14 protein-coding genes are annotated in these 15996 nt (G+C 58.5%); 9 read left to right on the top strand and 5 right to left on the bottom strand.

The genetic code is table 11. The features are described 5' to 3' along the window. The first annotated feature begins 328 nt into the window (after positions 1 to 328). From kynB to ACZ9BB_RS15945, 4 genes are all read left to right on the top strand, one after another. Positions 329 to 994, top strand: coding sequence for an arylformamidase (kynB, locus tag ACZ9BB_RS15960; protein WP_476214571.1), 666 nt, complete (start codon positions 329 to 331; stop codon positions 992 to 994). After that, complete coding sequence (kynA, locus tag ACZ9BB_RS15955) at positions 991 to 1845, top strand: tryptophan 2,3-dioxygenase (RefSeq protein ID WP_476214570.1); 855 nt, start codon at positions 991 to 993, stop codon at positions 1843 to 1845. The genes kynB and kynA overlap by 4 nt, the downstream gene beginning before the upstream one ends. A 98-nt stretch (positions 1846 to 1943) precedes the next feature. Then, positions 1944 to 3347: an amino acid permease gene (locus tag ACZ9BB_RS15950; RefSeq protein ID WP_476214569.1), complete on the top strand. Its 1404-nt coding sequence runs from the start codon at positions 1944 to 1946 to the stop codon at positions 3345 to 3347. Positions 3348 to 3496: 149 nt separating this feature from the next. Then, complete coding sequence (locus ACZ9BB_RS15945) at positions 3497 to 4510, top strand: AraC family transcriptional regulator (RefSeq protein WP_476214568.1); 1014 nt, start codon at positions 3497 to 3499, stop codon at positions 4508 to 4510. A 228-nt stretch (positions 4511 to 4738) separates the two neighbouring features. Here ACZ9BB_RS15945 and ACZ9BB_RS15940 read toward each other — a convergent pair whose 3' ends face one another. After that, positions 4739 to 5212, bottom strand: a complete 474-nt coding sequence (locus tag ACZ9BB_RS15940) for an Lrp/AsnC family transcriptional regulator (protein WP_476214567.1) — start codon at positions 5210 to 5212, stop codon at positions 4739 to 4741. 210 nt (positions 5213 to 5422) lie between these two features. On the opposite strand from ACZ9BB_RS15940, the gene kynU reads away from it, so the two are divergent. The 3 genes from kynU to ACZ9BB_RS15925 all read left to right on the top strand — a co-directional run bounded on the left by kynU (position 5423) and on the right by ACZ9BB_RS15925 (position 9577). Beyond that, positions 5423 to 6673 carry a kynureninase gene (gene kynU, locus ACZ9BB_RS15935; protein WP_476214566.1) on the top strand — a complete coding sequence of 417 codons (1251 nt, stop codon included), beginning with the start codon at positions 5423 to 5425 and terminating at the stop codon, positions 6671 to 6673. A gap of 106 nt (positions 6674 to 6779) precedes the next feature. Then, entirely contained in the window at positions 6780 to 8093 is a 1314-nt protein-coding gene (locus tag ACZ9BB_RS15930) for an OprD family porin (protein WP_476214565.1), read from the top strand. Positions 8094 to 8167: 74 nt separating this feature from the next. Beyond that, on the top strand, positions 8168 to 9577 hold the full coding sequence (locus tag ACZ9BB_RS15925; protein WP_476214564.1) for an amino acid permease: 1410 nt from the start codon (positions 8168 to 8170) through the stop codon (positions 9575 to 9577). Positions 9578 to 9648: 71 nt separating this feature from the next. On the opposite strand, the gene ACZ9BB_RS15920 is transcribed toward ACZ9BB_RS15925, so the two are convergent. Continuing rightward, positions 9649 to 10254: a TetR/AcrR family transcriptional regulator gene (locus ACZ9BB_RS15920; protein ID WP_476214563.1), complete on the bottom strand. Its 606-nt coding sequence runs from the start codon at positions 10252 to 10254 to the stop codon at positions 9649 to 9651. Between the two features lie 134 nt (positions 10255 to 10388). Between ACZ9BB_RS15920 and ACZ9BB_RS15915 the strand changes: the two genes are divergently transcribed. Then, on the top strand, positions 10389 to 11303 hold the full coding sequence (locus tag ACZ9BB_RS15915; protein WP_476214562.1) for a DUF808 domain-containing protein: 915 nt from the start codon (positions 10389 to 10391) through the stop codon (positions 11301 to 11303). 85 nt (positions 11304 to 11388) lie between these two features. Here ACZ9BB_RS15915 and ACZ9BB_RS15910 read toward each other — a convergent pair whose 3' ends face one another. Together ACZ9BB_RS15910 and ACZ9BB_RS15905 are read right to left on the bottom strand one after the other, a co-directional pair. After that, positions 11389 to 12177 carry an MlaA family lipoprotein gene (locus ACZ9BB_RS15910; RefSeq protein WP_018925098.1) on the bottom strand — a complete coding sequence of 263 codons (789 nt, stop codon included), beginning with the start codon at positions 12175 to 12177 and terminating at the stop codon, positions 11389 to 11391. Then, positions 12170 to 13468, bottom strand: coding sequence for a serine/threonine protein kinase (locus tag ACZ9BB_RS15905; RefSeq protein ID WP_476214561.1), 1299 nt, complete (start codon positions 13466 to 13468; stop codon positions 12170 to 12172). The genes ACZ9BB_RS15910 and ACZ9BB_RS15905 overlap by 8 nt, the downstream gene beginning before the upstream one ends. Before the next feature lie 221 nt (positions 13469 to 13689). Here ACZ9BB_RS15905 and ACZ9BB_RS15900 point away from each other — a divergent pair, with 221 nt between their 5' ends. Next, entirely contained in the window at positions 13690 to 14058 is a 369-nt protein-coding gene (locus ACZ9BB_RS15900; RefSeq protein WP_476214560.1) for a hypothetical protein, read from the top strand. Between the two features lie 113 nt (positions 14059 to 14171). Here ACZ9BB_RS15900 and ACZ9BB_RS15895 read toward each other — a convergent pair whose 3' ends face one another. Further along, positions 14172 to 15767, bottom strand: a complete 1596-nt coding sequence (locus tag ACZ9BB_RS15895; protein ID WP_476214559.1) for a glycoside hydrolase family 17 protein — start codon at positions 15765 to 15767, stop codon at positions 14172 to 14174. Positions 15768 to 15996: the final 229 nt, after the last annotated feature.

The following is a 15996-nucleotide window of genomic DNA, read 5'->3' as shown; positions in this document are numbered from 1 at the left end:
TACCGCTTTCGCGGGCTTGCTCGCGAAAGCAATCTCCCAGACACATCCAGCTAAAAGTCTGCGCCATTTCGCGCAGCCATTCGCGAACTACTGTCCTCCATACTTTCGCCCAGGCTCCAGAAATGCAGCGGTCGGCATGCATTTGCGCAACGCCTTGCGGATGAAAACAGCTTTTTAGCTGCCTGCTTTTTTCGTTGAAATTTCCATCCGGTAAATTCCGGATTTTTAGAATTTTGTGCGAAACATTTGGGCGTTGCCGAAGATTTTCGCAAGAATATTCACAGGTATCACTCGTATCATCCTCTCGGAACAGGCCGAGAGCTTTGCAATGAAAACAACACTATCGTGGTGGGATATCAGCCCGCCTTTGAGTACCGCTACACCTACCTGGCCGGGTGACACACCTTTTCAGGAAGAGCGCGTTTGGACGTTCGGACCAGAGTGTCCAGTGAATGTAGGGCGTATCACCCTGTCGCCTCACACGGGTGCCCATGTCGACGCGCCGCTGCATTACAGCGCTGATGGCGCGGCCATTGGCGATGTGTCACTCGATGTCTATATGGGGCCTTGCCGTGTGCTGCATTGCCTGAATAGCGGCCGGCTGGTACACCCCGAGCAGCTTGAAGGTCGCTTGCAAGACCTGCCTGAACGGGTGCTGCTGCGCACCTGGCGACAAGCACCGTTGAGCTCCTGGGATCCGGATTTCACCGCAGTCGCCAAAGAAACCGTCAACCTGCTGGCGAGCCTCGGTGTGCGCTTGATCGGTATCGATACGCCGTCGCTGGATCCTCAGCAATCCAAAACCATGGATTCGCACAATGCCGTAGCCCGACATGGCATGGCCATCCTCGAGGGCATCGTGCTCGATGACGTCCCGGAAGGGGACTATGAATTGATTGCGCTGCCGCTGCGTTTTGCCCATCTGGACGCCAGTCCGGTCAGGGCAATTTTACGTCCACTGAATAAACCGCAACTTGAGGAGCCGACTCAATGAACCAATGCCCCTATTCACCTGCAAACCAGACTGGGGAATGGCATAACGCCGAGCTGAATTTTTCCGACTCCATGAGCTACGGCGACTACCTGGATCTGGGGCGCATTCTCAACGCACAGCACCCGTTATCTCCGGACCATAACGAGATGTTGTTCATCATCCAGCATCAGACGTCAGAGCTGTGGATGAAGCTGATGCTGCACGAGCTCAAAGCCGCCCGTGAACACATTCGACTCGCAGAGTTGCCGCCCGCTTTCAAAATGCTGGCGCGGGTCTCGCGGATTTTTGATCAGCTGGTGCATGCCTGGACGGTGCTGGCCACCATGACACCCACCGAGTACCACGCGATACGGCCCTTTCTGGGGCAGTCATCGGGCTTTCAGTCGTTCCAGTACCGCGAGATCGAATTCATTCTGGGCAACAAAAGCGCGACCCTGTTGCGCCCCCATGCGCATCGGCCGGAACTGTTGCAGGCGCTTGAAAAGGCGATCGCCACACCGTCGCTGTATGACGAGGCGATTCGCTTGATGGTCAGCGCAGGCTTGACCATCGACCCACAGCGTTTCGAGCGCGATCCGAGCAGTCCGACGGCGCATGACGCGTCGGTCGAAGCCGCCTGGCGCGAGGTCTACACCGACCCTTCGCGTTATTGGGATCTCTATCAGCTGGCGGAGAAACTCATTGATCTTGAGGATTCGTTCCGTCAATGGCGCTTCCGGCATGTGACCACGGTTGAGCGGATCATCGGCTTTCAACCAGGGACCGGCGGCACAGAAGGTGTCGGTTATCTGCGCAAGATGCTCGATACCGTGCTGTTCCCGGAGTTGTGGCGAGTGCGCTCAACGCTCTAATTTACCGAGAGTAACGTCTGAACGCTTAGACCGAGCAGCAATTGAATAAATTGACGCATTCAAACCAGGCCTGACCATAACAATTAGAAGGTAACCAGATGGCGGATGAAATCTTGCGACAAGGCGAGCTCAAGCGAGGGCTGAAAAATCGTCATATTCAGCTGATCGCATTGGGCGGAGCGATAGGTACCGGGTTGTTTCTAGGCTCTGCCGGAGTACTCAAATCGGCCGGGCCGTCGATGATCCTCGGCTATGCGATTGCCGGCTTCATCGCCTTTCTGATCATGCGTCAGCTGGGCGAGATGATTGTCGAGGAACCGGTGGCCGGCTCCTTCAGTCATTTTGCCCACAAGTACTGGGGCGGCTATGCCGGCTTTCTGTCCGGCTGGAACTACTGGGTGCTGTATGTGCTGGTGGGCATGGCCGAGTTGACGGCCGTCGGCAAGTACGTGCAATTCTGGTGGCCGGAAGTCCCCTCCTGGGTCAGCGCGGCGGTGTTCTTCGTCCTGGTCAACCTCATCAATATGATGAACGTCAAAGTCTTCGGCGAGATGGAGTTCTGGTTCGCAATCATCAAGGTCGTAGCGATCATTGGCATGATCGCCCTGGGCTGCTACATGTTGTTCAGCGGAACGGGCGGCCCGCAGGCCTCGGTCAGCAATCTGTGGAGTCACGGCGGCTTCTTTCCCAACGGCACCACTGGATTGCTGATGTCCATGGCGTTCATCATGTTCTCCTTCGGCGGTCTGGAGCTGGTCGGCATCACCGCCGCTGAAGCCAGTGAGCCGGGTAAGGTGATTCCCAAGGCGATCAACCAGGTGGTTTATCGCGTGCTGATCTTCTACGTCGGCGCGCTCACCGTGTTGCTGTCGCTGTATCCGTGGGATCAACTGCTACAGACACTGGGCGCTTCGGGCGATGCCTATAGCGGCAGCCCGTTCGTGCAGATCTTCTCCTTGATCGGCAGCGACACCGCAGCGCACATCCTCAATTTCGTGGTGCTCACCGCGGCGCTTTCTGTCTATAACAGCGGTGTCTACTGCAACAGCCGCATGCTCTATGGCCTGGCCGAACAGGGCGACGCGCCCAAGGCACTGATGAAACTGAACAAACAGGGCGTGCCTCTACTGGCGCTGGGCGTATCTGCGTTGATCACCATGCTGTCCGTGCTGGTTAACTACCTCGCCCCGCATGAAGCGCTTGAGTTGCTCTTTGCACTGGTGGTCGCATCGCTGATGATCAACTGGGCGATGATCAGCCTGACGCACCTGAAATTTCGCAAAATCATGGGCCAGCGAGGCATCGTGCCGGGCTTCAAGGCGTTCTGGTTCCCCTACAGCAATTACCTGTGCCTGGCCTTCATGGCCATGATCGTCTGCGTCATGCTGATGATTCCAGGGATACGCGCTTCAGTCTTCGCCATACCGGTGTGGGTGTTGATCATCTTCGGTTTTTACCGGATGCGTATGGCCAAGGGTCGGGCCTTGCCGGTTGTTCAATAGTCTTCCCCCGATAAAAGCCCCGACATTCAATGAGTGACGGGGCTTTTTAAACGGATAAGACAGCCGTGTTGTGGCGTGGAACTTGCTATTTTCAAGCCTGATACGCGCCATCAGAGCGCGCTGAAAAATATTGCCGTGGGTGCGCCGTGATGAGTAGCAACGCTGATCCGCAGTTTCGCGACATTCGTATCGATCACTATGACCTCGAGGGTGCGAGGAGCTGGATGTCTGGTATCTGCGGGCCGCACCGCCTCCAGACTTCGACGCCTGAGCGGATCCGCTTTCATCATTGCGCCAATGTGTTCAAGTCGATGGCCACGACCCTGGGCACGCTCTCATACGGCACCGATGTCACCATCGATATCGAAGACGCCGAGCACTTCAGCAGCTACAGCCTGAGTTTGCCGCTGGTGGGCGAGCAGGAGCTGAGCAAGAACGGCAGCGTGGTGAAATCCAACCGCGATCAAGGGGTGATCATTTCCCCGAATGAGAACCAGATGCTGGCGATCTCCGGCGACTGTCGCAAAGTCCAGGTGGTGATCACCCGCGTCGCTATGAGCGAGTCGCTGGAAGGCATGCTGCAGCGACCGCTGGATACGCCGCTGCGTTTCAAGCCAGTGATGGATGCGGTGGACGGCGCGTCGGCCTCGTGGTGGCGCATGGCGCGTTATTTCATCGCGGAACTGGAACGCAGCAATGAACTGTACGAACAGGTGGCCTTCACTCGGGACATCGAAAACTCATTGATCAAAGGCTTGATCCTCGCCCAGCCGAACAACTACTCCGAAGAATTGCGCAACGTACTCGGCGTGAAACTGCCGCACTACCTGATCAGGGCCAAACAATACATTCACGACAATGCTCGCGAAGCCTTGCACCTGGAGGACATCGAGGTCGCGGCCGGGGTCTCGCGTTTCAAGCTGTGCGAGGCGTTCAGGAAGTACTTCGCCCTGTCGCCGATGGTCTACCTGAAAAAGTACCGGTTGAACGCTGTGCGCCAGGAAATCCTCGAACACGGCTCGGCGCGCAATATTTCCGCGATCGCCATGGGCTGGGGCTTTACGCATCTGGGACGTTTTTCTGCCGAATACCGCAAGTTATTCGATGAGTCCCCCAGCGTGACCTTGCAGCGTAACGAAGCCCGGCGCATGCGTGGGGTCTGAATATTCCGGCGTCCAGGATTGAATCAGACCTGCGACAGCAGCCTGATCAAGCGCTATTTGTGGCGAGGGAGCTTGCTCCCGTTCGGCTGCGTAGCAGTCGTAAAACGCTCCATGCGGTGCACCTGAAGAATCGAAGAGCCTGGGTTTTGGGGCTGCTTCGCAGCCCAACGGGAGCAAGCTCCCTCGCCACAATTGATCACCTGACCATCGATATCCATTAGCTGGCGCTCACTTACGCACCACCAAATCAAGCAACGTCTCCCGCTCCTTGATTTTCTGCAACACGATTTCCGAGCGGATATCAGTCACTCCCGCCGTGCGGTTCAGTTGGTTGACGATGAAGTCGGAGAAGTGTTTGACGTTACGCGCCTGGACCCGCAGCACATAGTTGCTCGCCCCGGTAATCACGTAGGCGGTGACCACTTCCGGCCACAACTGGACCTTCTTGATGAAGGTCTCGTGCCAGTCCTCGACGTCCTGTCGCAATGACACATGGACGATGGCTTCCAGTTCGACTCCCAGCTTCTCTGCGTTCAGCATCGCACGATAGCCGGTGATGATTCCTTCACTTTCCAGCAGGCGTAAACGGCGCAAACAGGCCGACGGCGACAGTGCGACCTTCTCTGCAATTTCGTGATTGCTGATACGGCCGTCCCGTTGCAAGAGATGCAGGATCCGCAGGTCTGTCGAGTCGAGGGTCATGGCTAGAATAAATCCGCGATATTTGGAGATGGATTCGAATTTTCTTCGAGATAAATACTAGATGGCCGCTTACTTTGCACGAAAATTCTCTAAAGCTTCGTTCATTATCTCTTCACCGTGAAGGCGCAAATAACGCCTGAAACACGACACTCACACCCGACTATCGCGATCTGCCCGGACGGCACTTCTTTCAAAAAAGCAGGACATCCAATGACTACAAGAAACGATTGTCTGGCGCTTGATGCGCAGGACGCTCTGGCCCCTCTGCGCCAGCAGTTTGCGCTCCCTGAAGGCGTGATCTATCTCGACGGCAACTCCCTGGGCGCGCGCCCGGTCGCAGCGCTGGCGCGTGCTCAGGCAGTGATCGCCGAGGAATGGGGCAATGGCCTGATCCGCAGTTGGAACAGCGCTGGCTGGCGCGACCTGCCTGAACGTCTGGGCAATCGACTGGCAGGGCTGATTGGCGCCGGTGACGGCGAAGTGGTGGTGACCGACACCACCTCGATCAACCTGTTCAAGGTGCTCAGCGCCGCCCTGCGCGTGCAGGCCACGCGGGCGCCGACGCGGCGGGTGATCGTCACCGAGACCAGCAACTTCCCGACTGACCTGTATATCGCCGAAGGTCTGGCGGACATGCTGCAGCAGGGCTACACCCTGCGTCTGGTCGATAGCCCGCAAGAGCTGCCGCAAGCGATTGACCAGGACACCGCGGTGGTCATGCTCACCCACGTCAACTACAAGACCGGCTACATGCACGACATGCAGGCCCTGACCGCGCTGACCCATGAATGTGGCGCGCTGGCCATCTGGGACCTGGCGCATTCTGCCGGGGCGGTGCCGGTCGACCTGCATCAGGCGCGCGCCGACTACGCCATCGGTTGCACCTACAAGTACCTCAATGGCGGTCCGGGCTCGCAAGCTTTCGTCTGGGTTTCCCCTGAGCTGTGCGATCTGGTGGTGCAACCGCTGTCCGGCTGGTTCGGTCATTCGCGGCAGTTCGCCATGGAGTCGCATTACCAGCCGAGCAGCGGAATCGCCCGCTATTTGTGCGGCACCCAGCCCATCACTTCATTGGCGATGGTCGAGTGTGGTCTGGATGTCTTCGCCCAGACCGACATGGCCAGCCTGCGCAGCAAGTCCCTGGCGCTGACGGACCTGTTCATCCAGTTGGTCGAGCAGCGTTGCGCCGCTCACGAGCTGACCCTGGTCACTCCGCGCGAACACGCCAAACGTGGCAGCCATGTCAGCTTCGAACATCCCCAGGGTTATGCGGTGATCCAGGCCTTGATCGCCCGTGGCGTGATCGGCGATTACCGCGAGCCGCGGATCATGCGGTTCGGCTTCACCCCGCTGTACACCAGTTTCACCGAGGTCTGGGATGCGGTGCAGATCCTCGGCGAAATACTCGATCAGAAAACCTGGTCGCAAGAGCAGTTCCAGATCCGCCACAGCGTCACCTGATACCCCCCGACGCCTTTGTCCTGCTGCCGCGAATTTCTCGGCAGCAGGGCTTCGGTCGCCTCGGATAAGCACTTCTGTGAAAACACAATAATAAGGAACACGCAGAATGAAACTGTCCCTTTGGCCCGCCTTGCCGCTCGCCATTACCAGCTGTCTCGGCCAAGTGGCCTATGCCGCACCCGACAATGGATTCGTTGAAGACAGCAGCCTGACCCTGACCAATCGCAATTTCTATTTCTACCGCAACAACCTCAACAACCCGGGCGGTCAGAACTATCGGGAGGAGTGGGCCCACGGACTTATGCTCGATTACCGTTCCGGCTATACCCAGGGCACTGTGGGTTTCGGAGTCGACGCCTACGCGCAGTTGGGTCTCAAGCTCGACAGCGGCAGGGGGCGTACCGGCACCGGTTTGTTGCCGGTCGATTCCGATGGGCGCGCCGAGGATGAGTATTCCGAAGCGGGTGGCGCGCTCAAGGCGCGGATCTCGAAGACCGAACTCAAATACGGCAACCTGACACCGCTCAACCCGGTGTTCGGCACCGGCTCGGCGCGCCTGTTCACCACCTACGCCAATGGTTTCCAGCTGACCAGCAGCGAGTTGAAAGGACTGCAACTCGATGTCGGGCACTTCACCTCGGGCAATGACAGTGCGTCGACCAACGACGATGGCGCCCTCAAGGCGCTGTATGCCGGTGTGGAAACCCGTAGCGTCGATTATCTGGGCGGCAGTTATGCCCTGAGCGATCAATTGAGCGTCAGCCTGTACGGTTCACAGTTCGCTGATATCTGGCGGCAGTACTACGCCAACGCCAACTACAGCTATGCCCTGAGCGAAAACCAGTCGCTGAACCTGGATTTCAACCTCTATCGCACCAACGACTATGGCCAGAGCCTGGCCGGCAAGATCGACAACACCACCTGGTCGCTGGCCGCCGCTTACAAGGTGGGTGCGCACCGCTTGACCCTGGCCTACCAACGGGTCGATGGCGATGAACCGTTCGATTATCTCGGCTTCGATCAGCAGCCGGGCACCTCGATATTCCTTGCCAACTCGGTACAGATCCTCGATTTCAACGCGCCCAATGAACGCTCCTGGCAGCTGCGTTATGACCTGGACATGGCGCCTTTCGGCGTGCCGGGCCTGAGCTTCATGTCGCGCTATGTGAGCGGTGACCATATTGACGACAGCCACTACGACGGCGGCCCTAATGGTGCCTATGGACGTTACGGCGGTGACGGCAAGCGCTGGGAGCGCGACCTTGAAGCGCGCTACGTGGTGCAGGAGGGCAAGGCCAAGGACCTGTCGATACGTGTGCGTCAGGCCAGTGTGCGTTCCACCGGCCAGGTCGCCCGAGCGGACACCACCGACAACAATGAAGTGCGGGTGATCGTCGAGTATCCGCTGAATATTTTCTAATCCGTGGCTGATCCCCACCGGCAACCCAAAAGATTTGCTCTCTTCAAGAAAGACAATATTCAGAGGAAAGAAAAATGACCGATAACACCGGTTTTGAAAACATCTCCAAGCGTGAGCAGGGCCTCAGGCGCCAGCTCACCTCGGGTCAGATGAGCATGATCGCCATTGGCGGTGCGATTGGCACCGGGCTGTTCATGGGCAGTGCCTACGCCATTGGTTATGCAGGGCCGAGCGTGCTGCTCAGCTATGCCATTGGCGCGATCATCACCCTGCTGTTGATGGGCTGTCTGGCGGAAATGACGGTGGCCCATTCGACCTCCGGCTCATTCGGCGCCTATGCCGAATTCTATGTCAGCCCATTGGCCGGGTTCCTGGTGCGCTATGCCTATTGGGCGGCGATTGTGCTGGCAGTGGGCACGGAAGTGACGGCGGTGGCGATGTACATGAAGTACTGGTTCGCCAACGTGCCTGAATGGATCTGGATTGTTTCGTTCTCGAGCATGCTGATCGTGCTCAACGCCATCAGCGTGAAAACCTTCGGCACCTTCGAGTACTTGTTCTCGACCATCAAGATCGGTGCGATTGTCGGCTTCATCATCCTCGCGGTGTATGTGGTGTTCGGTTCCGGCAACGCGGATTACGGCGTGCACAATTACACCGCCCACGGCGGCTTTTTTCCCAATGGTCTGCAAGGGATGTGGATTGCGGTGATCGTCTCGATCTTCAGCTATCTGAGCGTGGAAATGATCGCAGTGGCTGCCGGCGAGGCGCAGGACCCGGAGCGGGCGGTGAAGAAGGCCTTTCGCGCGACCATCGTGCGGCTGGTGGTGTTCTACCTGCTGACCCTGGCCCTGATGTTGGCGATTGTGCCGTGGGTCCAGGCCGGTCAAGCGCAGAGCCCGTTCGTCACCGTCATGCAGACCATCGGTATTCCCGGCGCAACCGGCGTGATGAACTTCGTGATCCTGATTGCGGCGTTGTCGGCGATGAACAGTCAGCTCTACATCACCACCCGCATGATGTTCAGCCTGTCCCGCGGCGGTTATGCACCCAAGTCCATGGGGGTGTTGAGCAAGACCGGGATCCCGCTGAATGCCTTGTTGCTGTCGAGCTCCGGCATTGCCCTGGCAACATTGCTCAATGTGCTGTACCCGGAAAGCTCCTTCACCTTGATGATGGCGATCTCGATGTTCGGCGCGATCTTCACCTGGTTCATGATTTTCCTGACCCACTACTGCTTCCGTCGCTACCACGAGCGCAACGGCGAACGGAAACTGTCTTTCCGCATGCGCCTGTTCCCGTACACCACGCTGTTGGGGCTGCTGCTGATGGGCGCGGTGATGATCACCACCTACTTCACCGATGCCTTCAAAATGACCTTGGTATTCGGTGTGCCTTTCCTGCTGATCCTCACGGTTGTCTACTGGATTTTCTTCAGAAAACCCAGGGCCGCCGTGGCGTTGAATCCGCTGCCGAAGGTTTAGAAGGCGCAAACATGCAATCCCGACCGGCAGTTTTCATAGACTGCCGAGTCGGCATTGATGCTGGGCCGCTATCAGTCCGGCTCACACCCCTTGAGCACCAATCGGATAATCGTCTGCGCCGCCGCCTCATAGTCAGCCTCATCCAGCTTGGCCTTGCCAGTCACCGCAGAGATCTGCCAGTCGAAGTCGGCGTAGGTCTGGGTTGCGGCCCAGATGCTGAACATCAGGTGGTTGGGGTCGAGGGGGGCGATCTGGCCGCGGTCGATCCAGGTCTGGATGCAGTCGATGTTGTGTTTGGCCTGGGCGTTGAGCTGTTCGACCTGATCGGGGCTCAGGTGTGGGGCGCCGTGCATGATTTCGCTGGCGAACACCTTTGAGGCAAAGGGCAAGTCACGGGAGATGCGGATTTTCGAGCGAATGTAGCCACTGAGCACTTCGCCGGGCACGCCGTCGGCGTTGAATGGCGTCGAGGCCTGCAGGATTGGCTCGATGATGCTTTCCAGAACCTCGCGGTAGAGGTTTTCCTTGGATTTGAAGTAGTAGTAGACGTTAGGCTTGGGCAGCCCCGCCTTGGCCGCGATGTCACTGGTTTTGGTCGCAGCGAAGCCCTTGTCGGCAAATTCTTCACTAGCGGCACGCAGGATCAGTTCTTTGTTGCGCTCGCGGATGGTGCTCATAAACCAAGGAGTTCCTTGCCTGTTCTGGCGGTTGCGCATGGTAGCACCGGCCTCGCGCGGGGCTCAAGAATGCCCCGTGTGGCCTCGGGTTTCGGTATGCTGCGCAGCATTCATTCAAGAAGGAAACCCGATTCATGGCAGGAAGCAGTTTGCTGGTGCTGATCGACGACATCGCCACCGTACTGGACGATGTGGCGCTGATGACCAAAATGGCCGCGAAGAAGACCGCCGGTGTACTGGGCGACGATCTGGCGCTCAATGCCCAGCAGGTTTCCGGTGTGCGTGCCGAGCGGGAAATCCCGGTGGTGTGGGCGGTGGCGAAGGGCTCGTTCGTCAACAAACTGATTCTGGTGCCGTCGGCGTTGGCCATCAGTGCGTTCATTCCGTGGCTGGTCACGCCGTTGTTGATGGTCGGTGGTGCTTACCTGTGCTTTGAAGGCTTCGAGAAACTCGCCCACAAATTCCTGCACAGCAAAGCTGAAGATCAGGCCGAACACGCAGAATTGGTCGAGGCCGTGTCCAACCCGGCGGTCGATCTGGTGGCGTTCGAAAAGGACAAGATCAAAGGTGCCATCCGTACCGATTTCATCCTTTCGGCGGAAATCATCGCCATCACCCTGGGCACCGTGGCTGACGCCTCCTTGACTCAGCAAGTGATCGTGCTCTCGGGTATCGCCATCGTCATGACCATCGGTGTCTACGGCTTGGTGGCCGGCATCGTCAAGCTCGACGACCTCGGTCTGTGGCTGACCCAGAAGCCTGGGCAAATGGCCAAAAGCATCGGCGGCGGGATTCTGCGCGCGGCGCCGTACATGATGAAAAGCCTCTCGGTGATCGGCACGGCGGCGATGTTTTTGGTCGGCGGCGGGATTCTGACCCATGGCGTGCCGGTGGTTCATCACTGGATCGAGAGTGTCACCGCAGCGTCTGGTGGGGCCGGGTTTATCGTGCCGACGTTGCTCAATGCAGTGGCCGGGATTGTCGCGGGCGCGGCGGTGTTGGTGGGGGTGATGGCGGTAGGCAAGCTCTGGAAAACGGTGAAAGCCTGAAGCTCTGGGAGCTGGTGTTTGATACGCCGCGCATGAAAAAGGCCATTCGAGGCAAATCGAATGGCCTTTTTTGTTGCCGACGAAGTTACTCGGCGATCTGCAGCTTGCGCGCCTCGGTATACACGTAACGCACTTTTTCATACTCGAACGGTGTATTCATCTGCCCGTAGCGGAAGCCGTTCTGATAGCGCTTGTCGATGCCGCGCAGTACCCAGATTTCCGGGTGGTTGGAGCTGACTTCGGACACGTTCAGGAAGTTGATCGCCGATTCGCCGGTGTAGTCGACCGCCAGGCCTGCGGTGTCACGCAGGTTCGACGGGCCGAGGATCGGCAGCACCAGGTAGGCGCCGCCCGGTACGCCGTAGAAGCCCAGGGTCTGGCCGAAGTCTTCATTGCGGCGCGGCAGGCCCATGGCGGTGGCCGGATCCCACAGGCCGGCGACACCGATGGTGGTGTTGAGCAGCAGGCGCGCGGTGGTGTCCAGCGAGCGCTGCCCCTTGAATTGCAGCAGGCTGTTCACCAGGTTCGGCACATCACCGAGGTTGTTGAAGAAGTTGCTGACGCCGGTGCGCAGGAAACTTGGAGTGACGTAGCGATAGCCGTTGACCACGGGCAGGAACACCCATTCGTCGAACCGGTAGTTGAAGTGGTAGACGCGGCGGTTCCACTCTTCCAGCGGGTCATAGACGTTCAGTGCGTTGAGCGATGAGCGTTCGAACTCGCGCTGGTCCAGCCCCGGGTTGAATTTGAGTTTGCTCAGCGGTTCCTTGAAGCCGTCTTTATCGATCACCACTGGGGCATTGGCTTTGCTGTTGTCGGCATTGGCGACGCCTGCACAGAGTAACGCTGCGATCAGCAGGAGGTATTTAGCCACGGAAAAACTCCAGCATGGCGTCGCTGTTGACGCGATAGTTGAGGTTGCCGCAATGGCCGCCCAATGGATAAACAGTCAAACGGTCGCCAAAGGTGCGGCGCAGAAAGCCCAGGTCGCCAGGGCCGAGGATCACGTCGTCGGCGTTGTGCATGACGGCGATTTTCGGGCTGTCGTGCAGGTAGTCCTTCAGTGCATACAGGCTGACCTGATCGATCAGTTGCAGCAGGCTGCCACCGTCGGTTCGGGCGCGCCACATCGGGATGACCTGCTCGGTGATGTAGCAGTCGAAGTCGCACTGCAGCGCGCGTTTGAGGAACGGCGTGAGGGTGGTGCCTTCGGTGATCGGGAATTTCGGTGGCGTGATCAGGCCGCGACGGTTGATCAGGTCCGAGGTAAAGGCGATGTCCGCGGCCGAGAAACGGAACGAAGTGCCGATCAGCATCGCCATCTGCTCGTTGCTCAGGTGTTGCTTGGACTGCTGGAAGTCGTAGAGCAGCGCATCGTTGAGGTCGATGTAGCCCTTCTGTTGGAAGTAGCGGGTCAGTTTGTCCAGCACCAGTTCATAGAAAGTGGTGGTGTTGTTGATGCCTTTCACCTCTGTCTGTACCAGCTTGTCCAGGTTGGTGACCGAGGTGTAAAGGTTGACCGGCGGGTTGAGCAGCAAGACTTTCTTGAAATTGAAGCTGCGACGGGTTTCATCCAGGTGCGCAACAAAGGCCGCATCCAGCGCGCCAAGGCTGTAACCGGTCAGGAAAAAATCGGTGACCGGCAGTTTCGGGTTTTGTGCCCGTACGGCCTGCATCACCCGGTACATGTCTTCGGCATCTTCCTTGGTCACGCCCGGGGTGGCGAATCGCGAGGCAGCGGTCATGAAGTCGAAGCTGGTGGGCGATGACAGCTGCACCACGTGATAGCCGGCCTTGTAGTAGAGCTTTTTCAGGTATTCGTTGAGGGTGCTGTCATAGCGCGCACCGGTGCCGGAGATCAGGAAAATCAACGGTGCAGCATGATCTTGTGTGGCGATGCGGTAGGTGAGTTTCTTCACCGGCCAGAAGTTGTCCGGCAGGCTGAACTCACGCTCCGGGCGCAATGTGACGCTGCGATCTTCTTGATTGATATCGTCGTCCAGCGGTAATTCCGGGCGCAACTCCGGCGGTGTCGTGGCGATGGTCGCCTCGAACGGGTTGGTCAGGGGATAGCCATAGCTGGCGGCGTCGATGTCGGCCGCCAGTACGGACGCACTTAAAATCAAGCCGCCAAACAGGGCGGCGAAGCGCAAGGAACGGAGCATGACTAGATCCCTTAGAGGAAGGTGCCGGATGAAGTTCGCAGGCTATGACCATCGGATTTGGGCCAAAGTGCCATGCATCGGCAGCAAACAGGCCTGATTTCGGAGCAACGGTAGCGAAACGATACACTTTGCAGTTATTTCATGAACAGTTAATTGATGTTATTTGCTTACCACGGGCGGGGGATTAAGCTGGCCGCCGATTTCGTTTATTGGAGTGCTTCATGTCCCGCCGTCTACCCGTGATTCTGCTGCTCGTTCTCCTGCCGTTATGGCTGGCCGCCAGTTATGGCGCGCGTTATGGCTTCATGGAGGATGCGCAATGGGTCGGCATCTGCGTTGACGAGGCCAGTCGCTGGGAATGCCAGATTCGTTCGAATCTGGGCTTTATGATTCATTTCAAGGTATTGGGCTGGACGGCAGTGGTCGCCGCCGTGATCGGTTTTGTTCTGCCAGGGCGGGCGGGGTGGTGGCTGGCGGTGCTGGCGCTGGTGTTCGGGTTTCCGGCGCTGGCGTTGTACAACACCACATTGGCGGTGTTTGCGGTGGTGATCGCTGGTTTGCGTCTGGTCAGGGCCTCCCGCAGCGTTTGATAGTCCGTCATCGCGGGCAAGCCCGCTCCCACACTCGACCGCATCTAGCATGAGAACGCGGTTAAATGTGGGAGCGAGCCTGCTCGCGATGGGGCCGGTAGCCACGCTGAAGATCAGCCCTTGCGAACCCGCAAACTGCGCCACAACGCCGCCACCATCAATACACTTACCAGCGCCCAACCCCAGGCCTGCTGGTTCTGCAAACCTTCTTGATACAGTTGCGGCGCAATGCCGGCGCCGATGATGAAGGTCAGCAGAGCAATTTCCCGGCGCGGCACACTCACCGGGCGGCACAGGTACACCAGCGCGGGCAGGATGAGCGCGACACTCGGGAAGCTGCGATAACGCGGGTCGAATACCAGTTCCAGCATCATCACCGCCACGGCAAACCCTGCCGCTGCCAGCCACCAGCCGGCTCGACGTTCCAGTGCATTGAAGGCGCGCTCACGCCAACCGGTACGAGCGCTCAAGGTCAGCGCGGCATGGGCCAGCACCAAAAGATTCAAACCTGTCAGCAAGGCGACCCACAACCATTCACTGGCAAACCGGGTGGTGACACGAGCCAGATCACCCCAGGCACCAATCGAGCAGGCCGCCAAAGCACCGAGCAGTGGTAGAACCAACGCCGCGCGGGTGCTGCGAACGCGACCGCCGAGTAACAACGTGCCAATGAAGATCAAGCCACCCACCGCCAGCCATTGCGACCAGTACGGCACGTTCGAGACTGGCCCGGCGAGTACGCCCTTGTCCTGGCGGTCGGCATCGAACAGCCCCCAATAACCGCCCACCGCACCTTCGCTGGCGCGTTTCCAGGGCTGGTCGAAAGCCTCGATCAGGTTGTAGTGCCAGCCTTGCTGCTCGGCCATGATCACAAAGCTGCGAATGAATTTTGCTTCGTTGACCCGGCTCGGCAGCGCCGTTTCGCGCTGGCGACCTTCGCTCGGCCAACCGGTTTCGCCAATCATCACGTCCTTGGGCGCAAACCTGTTACCGAACACCTGACGCACGTCGGCCACATGCTGCAGCGCGGCGTCGATGTTCGATGGCTCGTCTTCCCAATACGGCAGCAGATGAATGGTCAGGAAGTCCACCGCCGGGGCGACTTCCGGGTGCTTGAGCCAGAATTCCCAGACGTCGGCGTAGGTCACTGGCTGTTTGACGTGGCTTTTGACTTTGTTGATCAGCTGCACCAACTGTGCCCCGGTGACTTCCTTGCGCAGCAGGGTTTCGTTGCCGACGATCACCGAGGTCACCACATCCGCGTTGGCATTGGCCGAGGCGATCAGCAGGTCGACTTCCTTGGCCGTGTCCACCGGATTGCTGTTGACCCAGGCGCCGATCATCAGCTTCAAGCCATGCTTGCGCGCCAGATCGGGCAAGGCCTCGAGGCCGGTCATGGAATAGGTGCGGATGCATTCGAAGCGCGTAGCCAGCAACGCGAGGTCAGCGTCCATGCGCTCGGGGCGCAGTTTGAACGGCACATCGAACGGCGATTGGTCTTTGTCGAACGGGGTGTAGGAGGCGCATTGCAGCTTGTGCGTCGCGCTGGCCACGTCCGGCAGGATCACCGGTTTGCCGAGGCCGTACCAGAAGCCGCCGAGGGCAAATAGCCCCAGCAGGCAAGCGAAAAGATAAGCCAAAAAAGGAAAGCGTGATGTCGCGGGCATGGTCAGGCCGTCTGGGAACAAAGCGGGGCATGTTACCTGCATTTGTCCCGTGCTTGGTGGCCTGCATGGTTTTGACATGCAAAGTTCAGGCGGGATGGCCTATGCATTTTTAGCGGTTGCGATTAATGGCCTTCTGATGTCGTTTCTCGATGCCTTGAGGTCGCTGACAGAGCAGGTCGCCGATGGCGTCAGGTTGATGATCGATACGTCAGTACTCCGCTGATGTTCGAACGAGTTTGAGGTGGCGTGATGGGGGCGCTGTGCACCATAA

The sequence above is a fragment of the Pseudomonas sp. TE3552 genome (assembly GCF_056278945.1).
This window is presented reverse-complemented; position numbering and strand designations above follow the sequence as displayed.

Excerpts from the sequence above, each read along its gene's own strand:
- kynU (WP_476214566.1), top strand. The coding sequence starts at position 5,423 with ATGACTACAAGAAACGATTGTCTGGCGCTTGATGCGCAGGACGCTCTG.
- ACZ9BB_RS15925 (WP_476214564.1), top strand. The coding sequence starts at position 8,168 with ATGACCGATAACACCGGTTTTGAAAACATCTCCAAGCGTGAGCAGGGC.
- kynA (WP_476214570.1), top strand. The coding sequence starts at position 991 with ATGAACCAATGCCCCTATTCACCTGCAAACCAGACTGGGGAATGGCAT.
- ACZ9BB_RS15920 (WP_476214563.1), bottom strand. The coding sequence starts at position 10,254 with ATGAGCACCATCCGCGAGCGCAACAAAGAACTGATCCTGCGTGCCGCT.
- ACZ9BB_RS15945 (WP_476214568.1), top strand. The coding sequence starts at position 3,497 with ATGAGTAGCAACGCTGATCCGCAGTTTCGCGACATTCGTATCGATCAC.
- ACZ9BB_RS15895 (WP_476214559.1), bottom strand. The coding sequence starts at position 15,767 with ATGCAGGTAACATGCCCCGCTTTGTTCCCAGACGGCCTGACCATGCCC.
- ACZ9BB_RS15900 (WP_476214560.1), top strand. The coding sequence starts at position 13,690 with ATGTCCCGCCGTCTACCCGTGATTCTGCTGCTCGTTCTCCTGCCGTTA.
- ACZ9BB_RS15950 (WP_476214569.1), top strand. The coding sequence starts at position 1,944 with ATGGCGGATGAAATCTTGCGACAAGGCGAGCTCAAGCGAGGGCTGAAA.
- ACZ9BB_RS15930 (WP_476214565.1), top strand. The coding sequence starts at position 6,780 with ATGAAACTGTCCCTTTGGCCCGCCTTGCCGCTCGCCATTACCAGCTGT.
- ACZ9BB_RS15940 (WP_476214567.1), bottom strand. The coding sequence starts at position 5,212 with ATGACCCTCGACTCGACAGACCTGCGGATCCTGCATCTCTTGCAACGG.
- ACZ9BB_RS15915 (WP_476214562.1), top strand. The coding sequence starts at position 10,389 with ATGGCAGGAAGCAGTTTGCTGGTGCTGATCGACGACATCGCCACCGTA.
- ACZ9BB_RS15905 (WP_476214561.1), bottom strand. The coding sequence starts at position 13,468 with ATGCTCCGTTCCTTGCGCTTCGCCGCCCTGTTTGGCGGCTTGATTTTA.
- kynB (WP_476214571.1), top strand. The coding sequence starts at position 329 with ATGAAAACAACACTATCGTGGTGGGATATCAGCCCGCCTTTGAGTACC.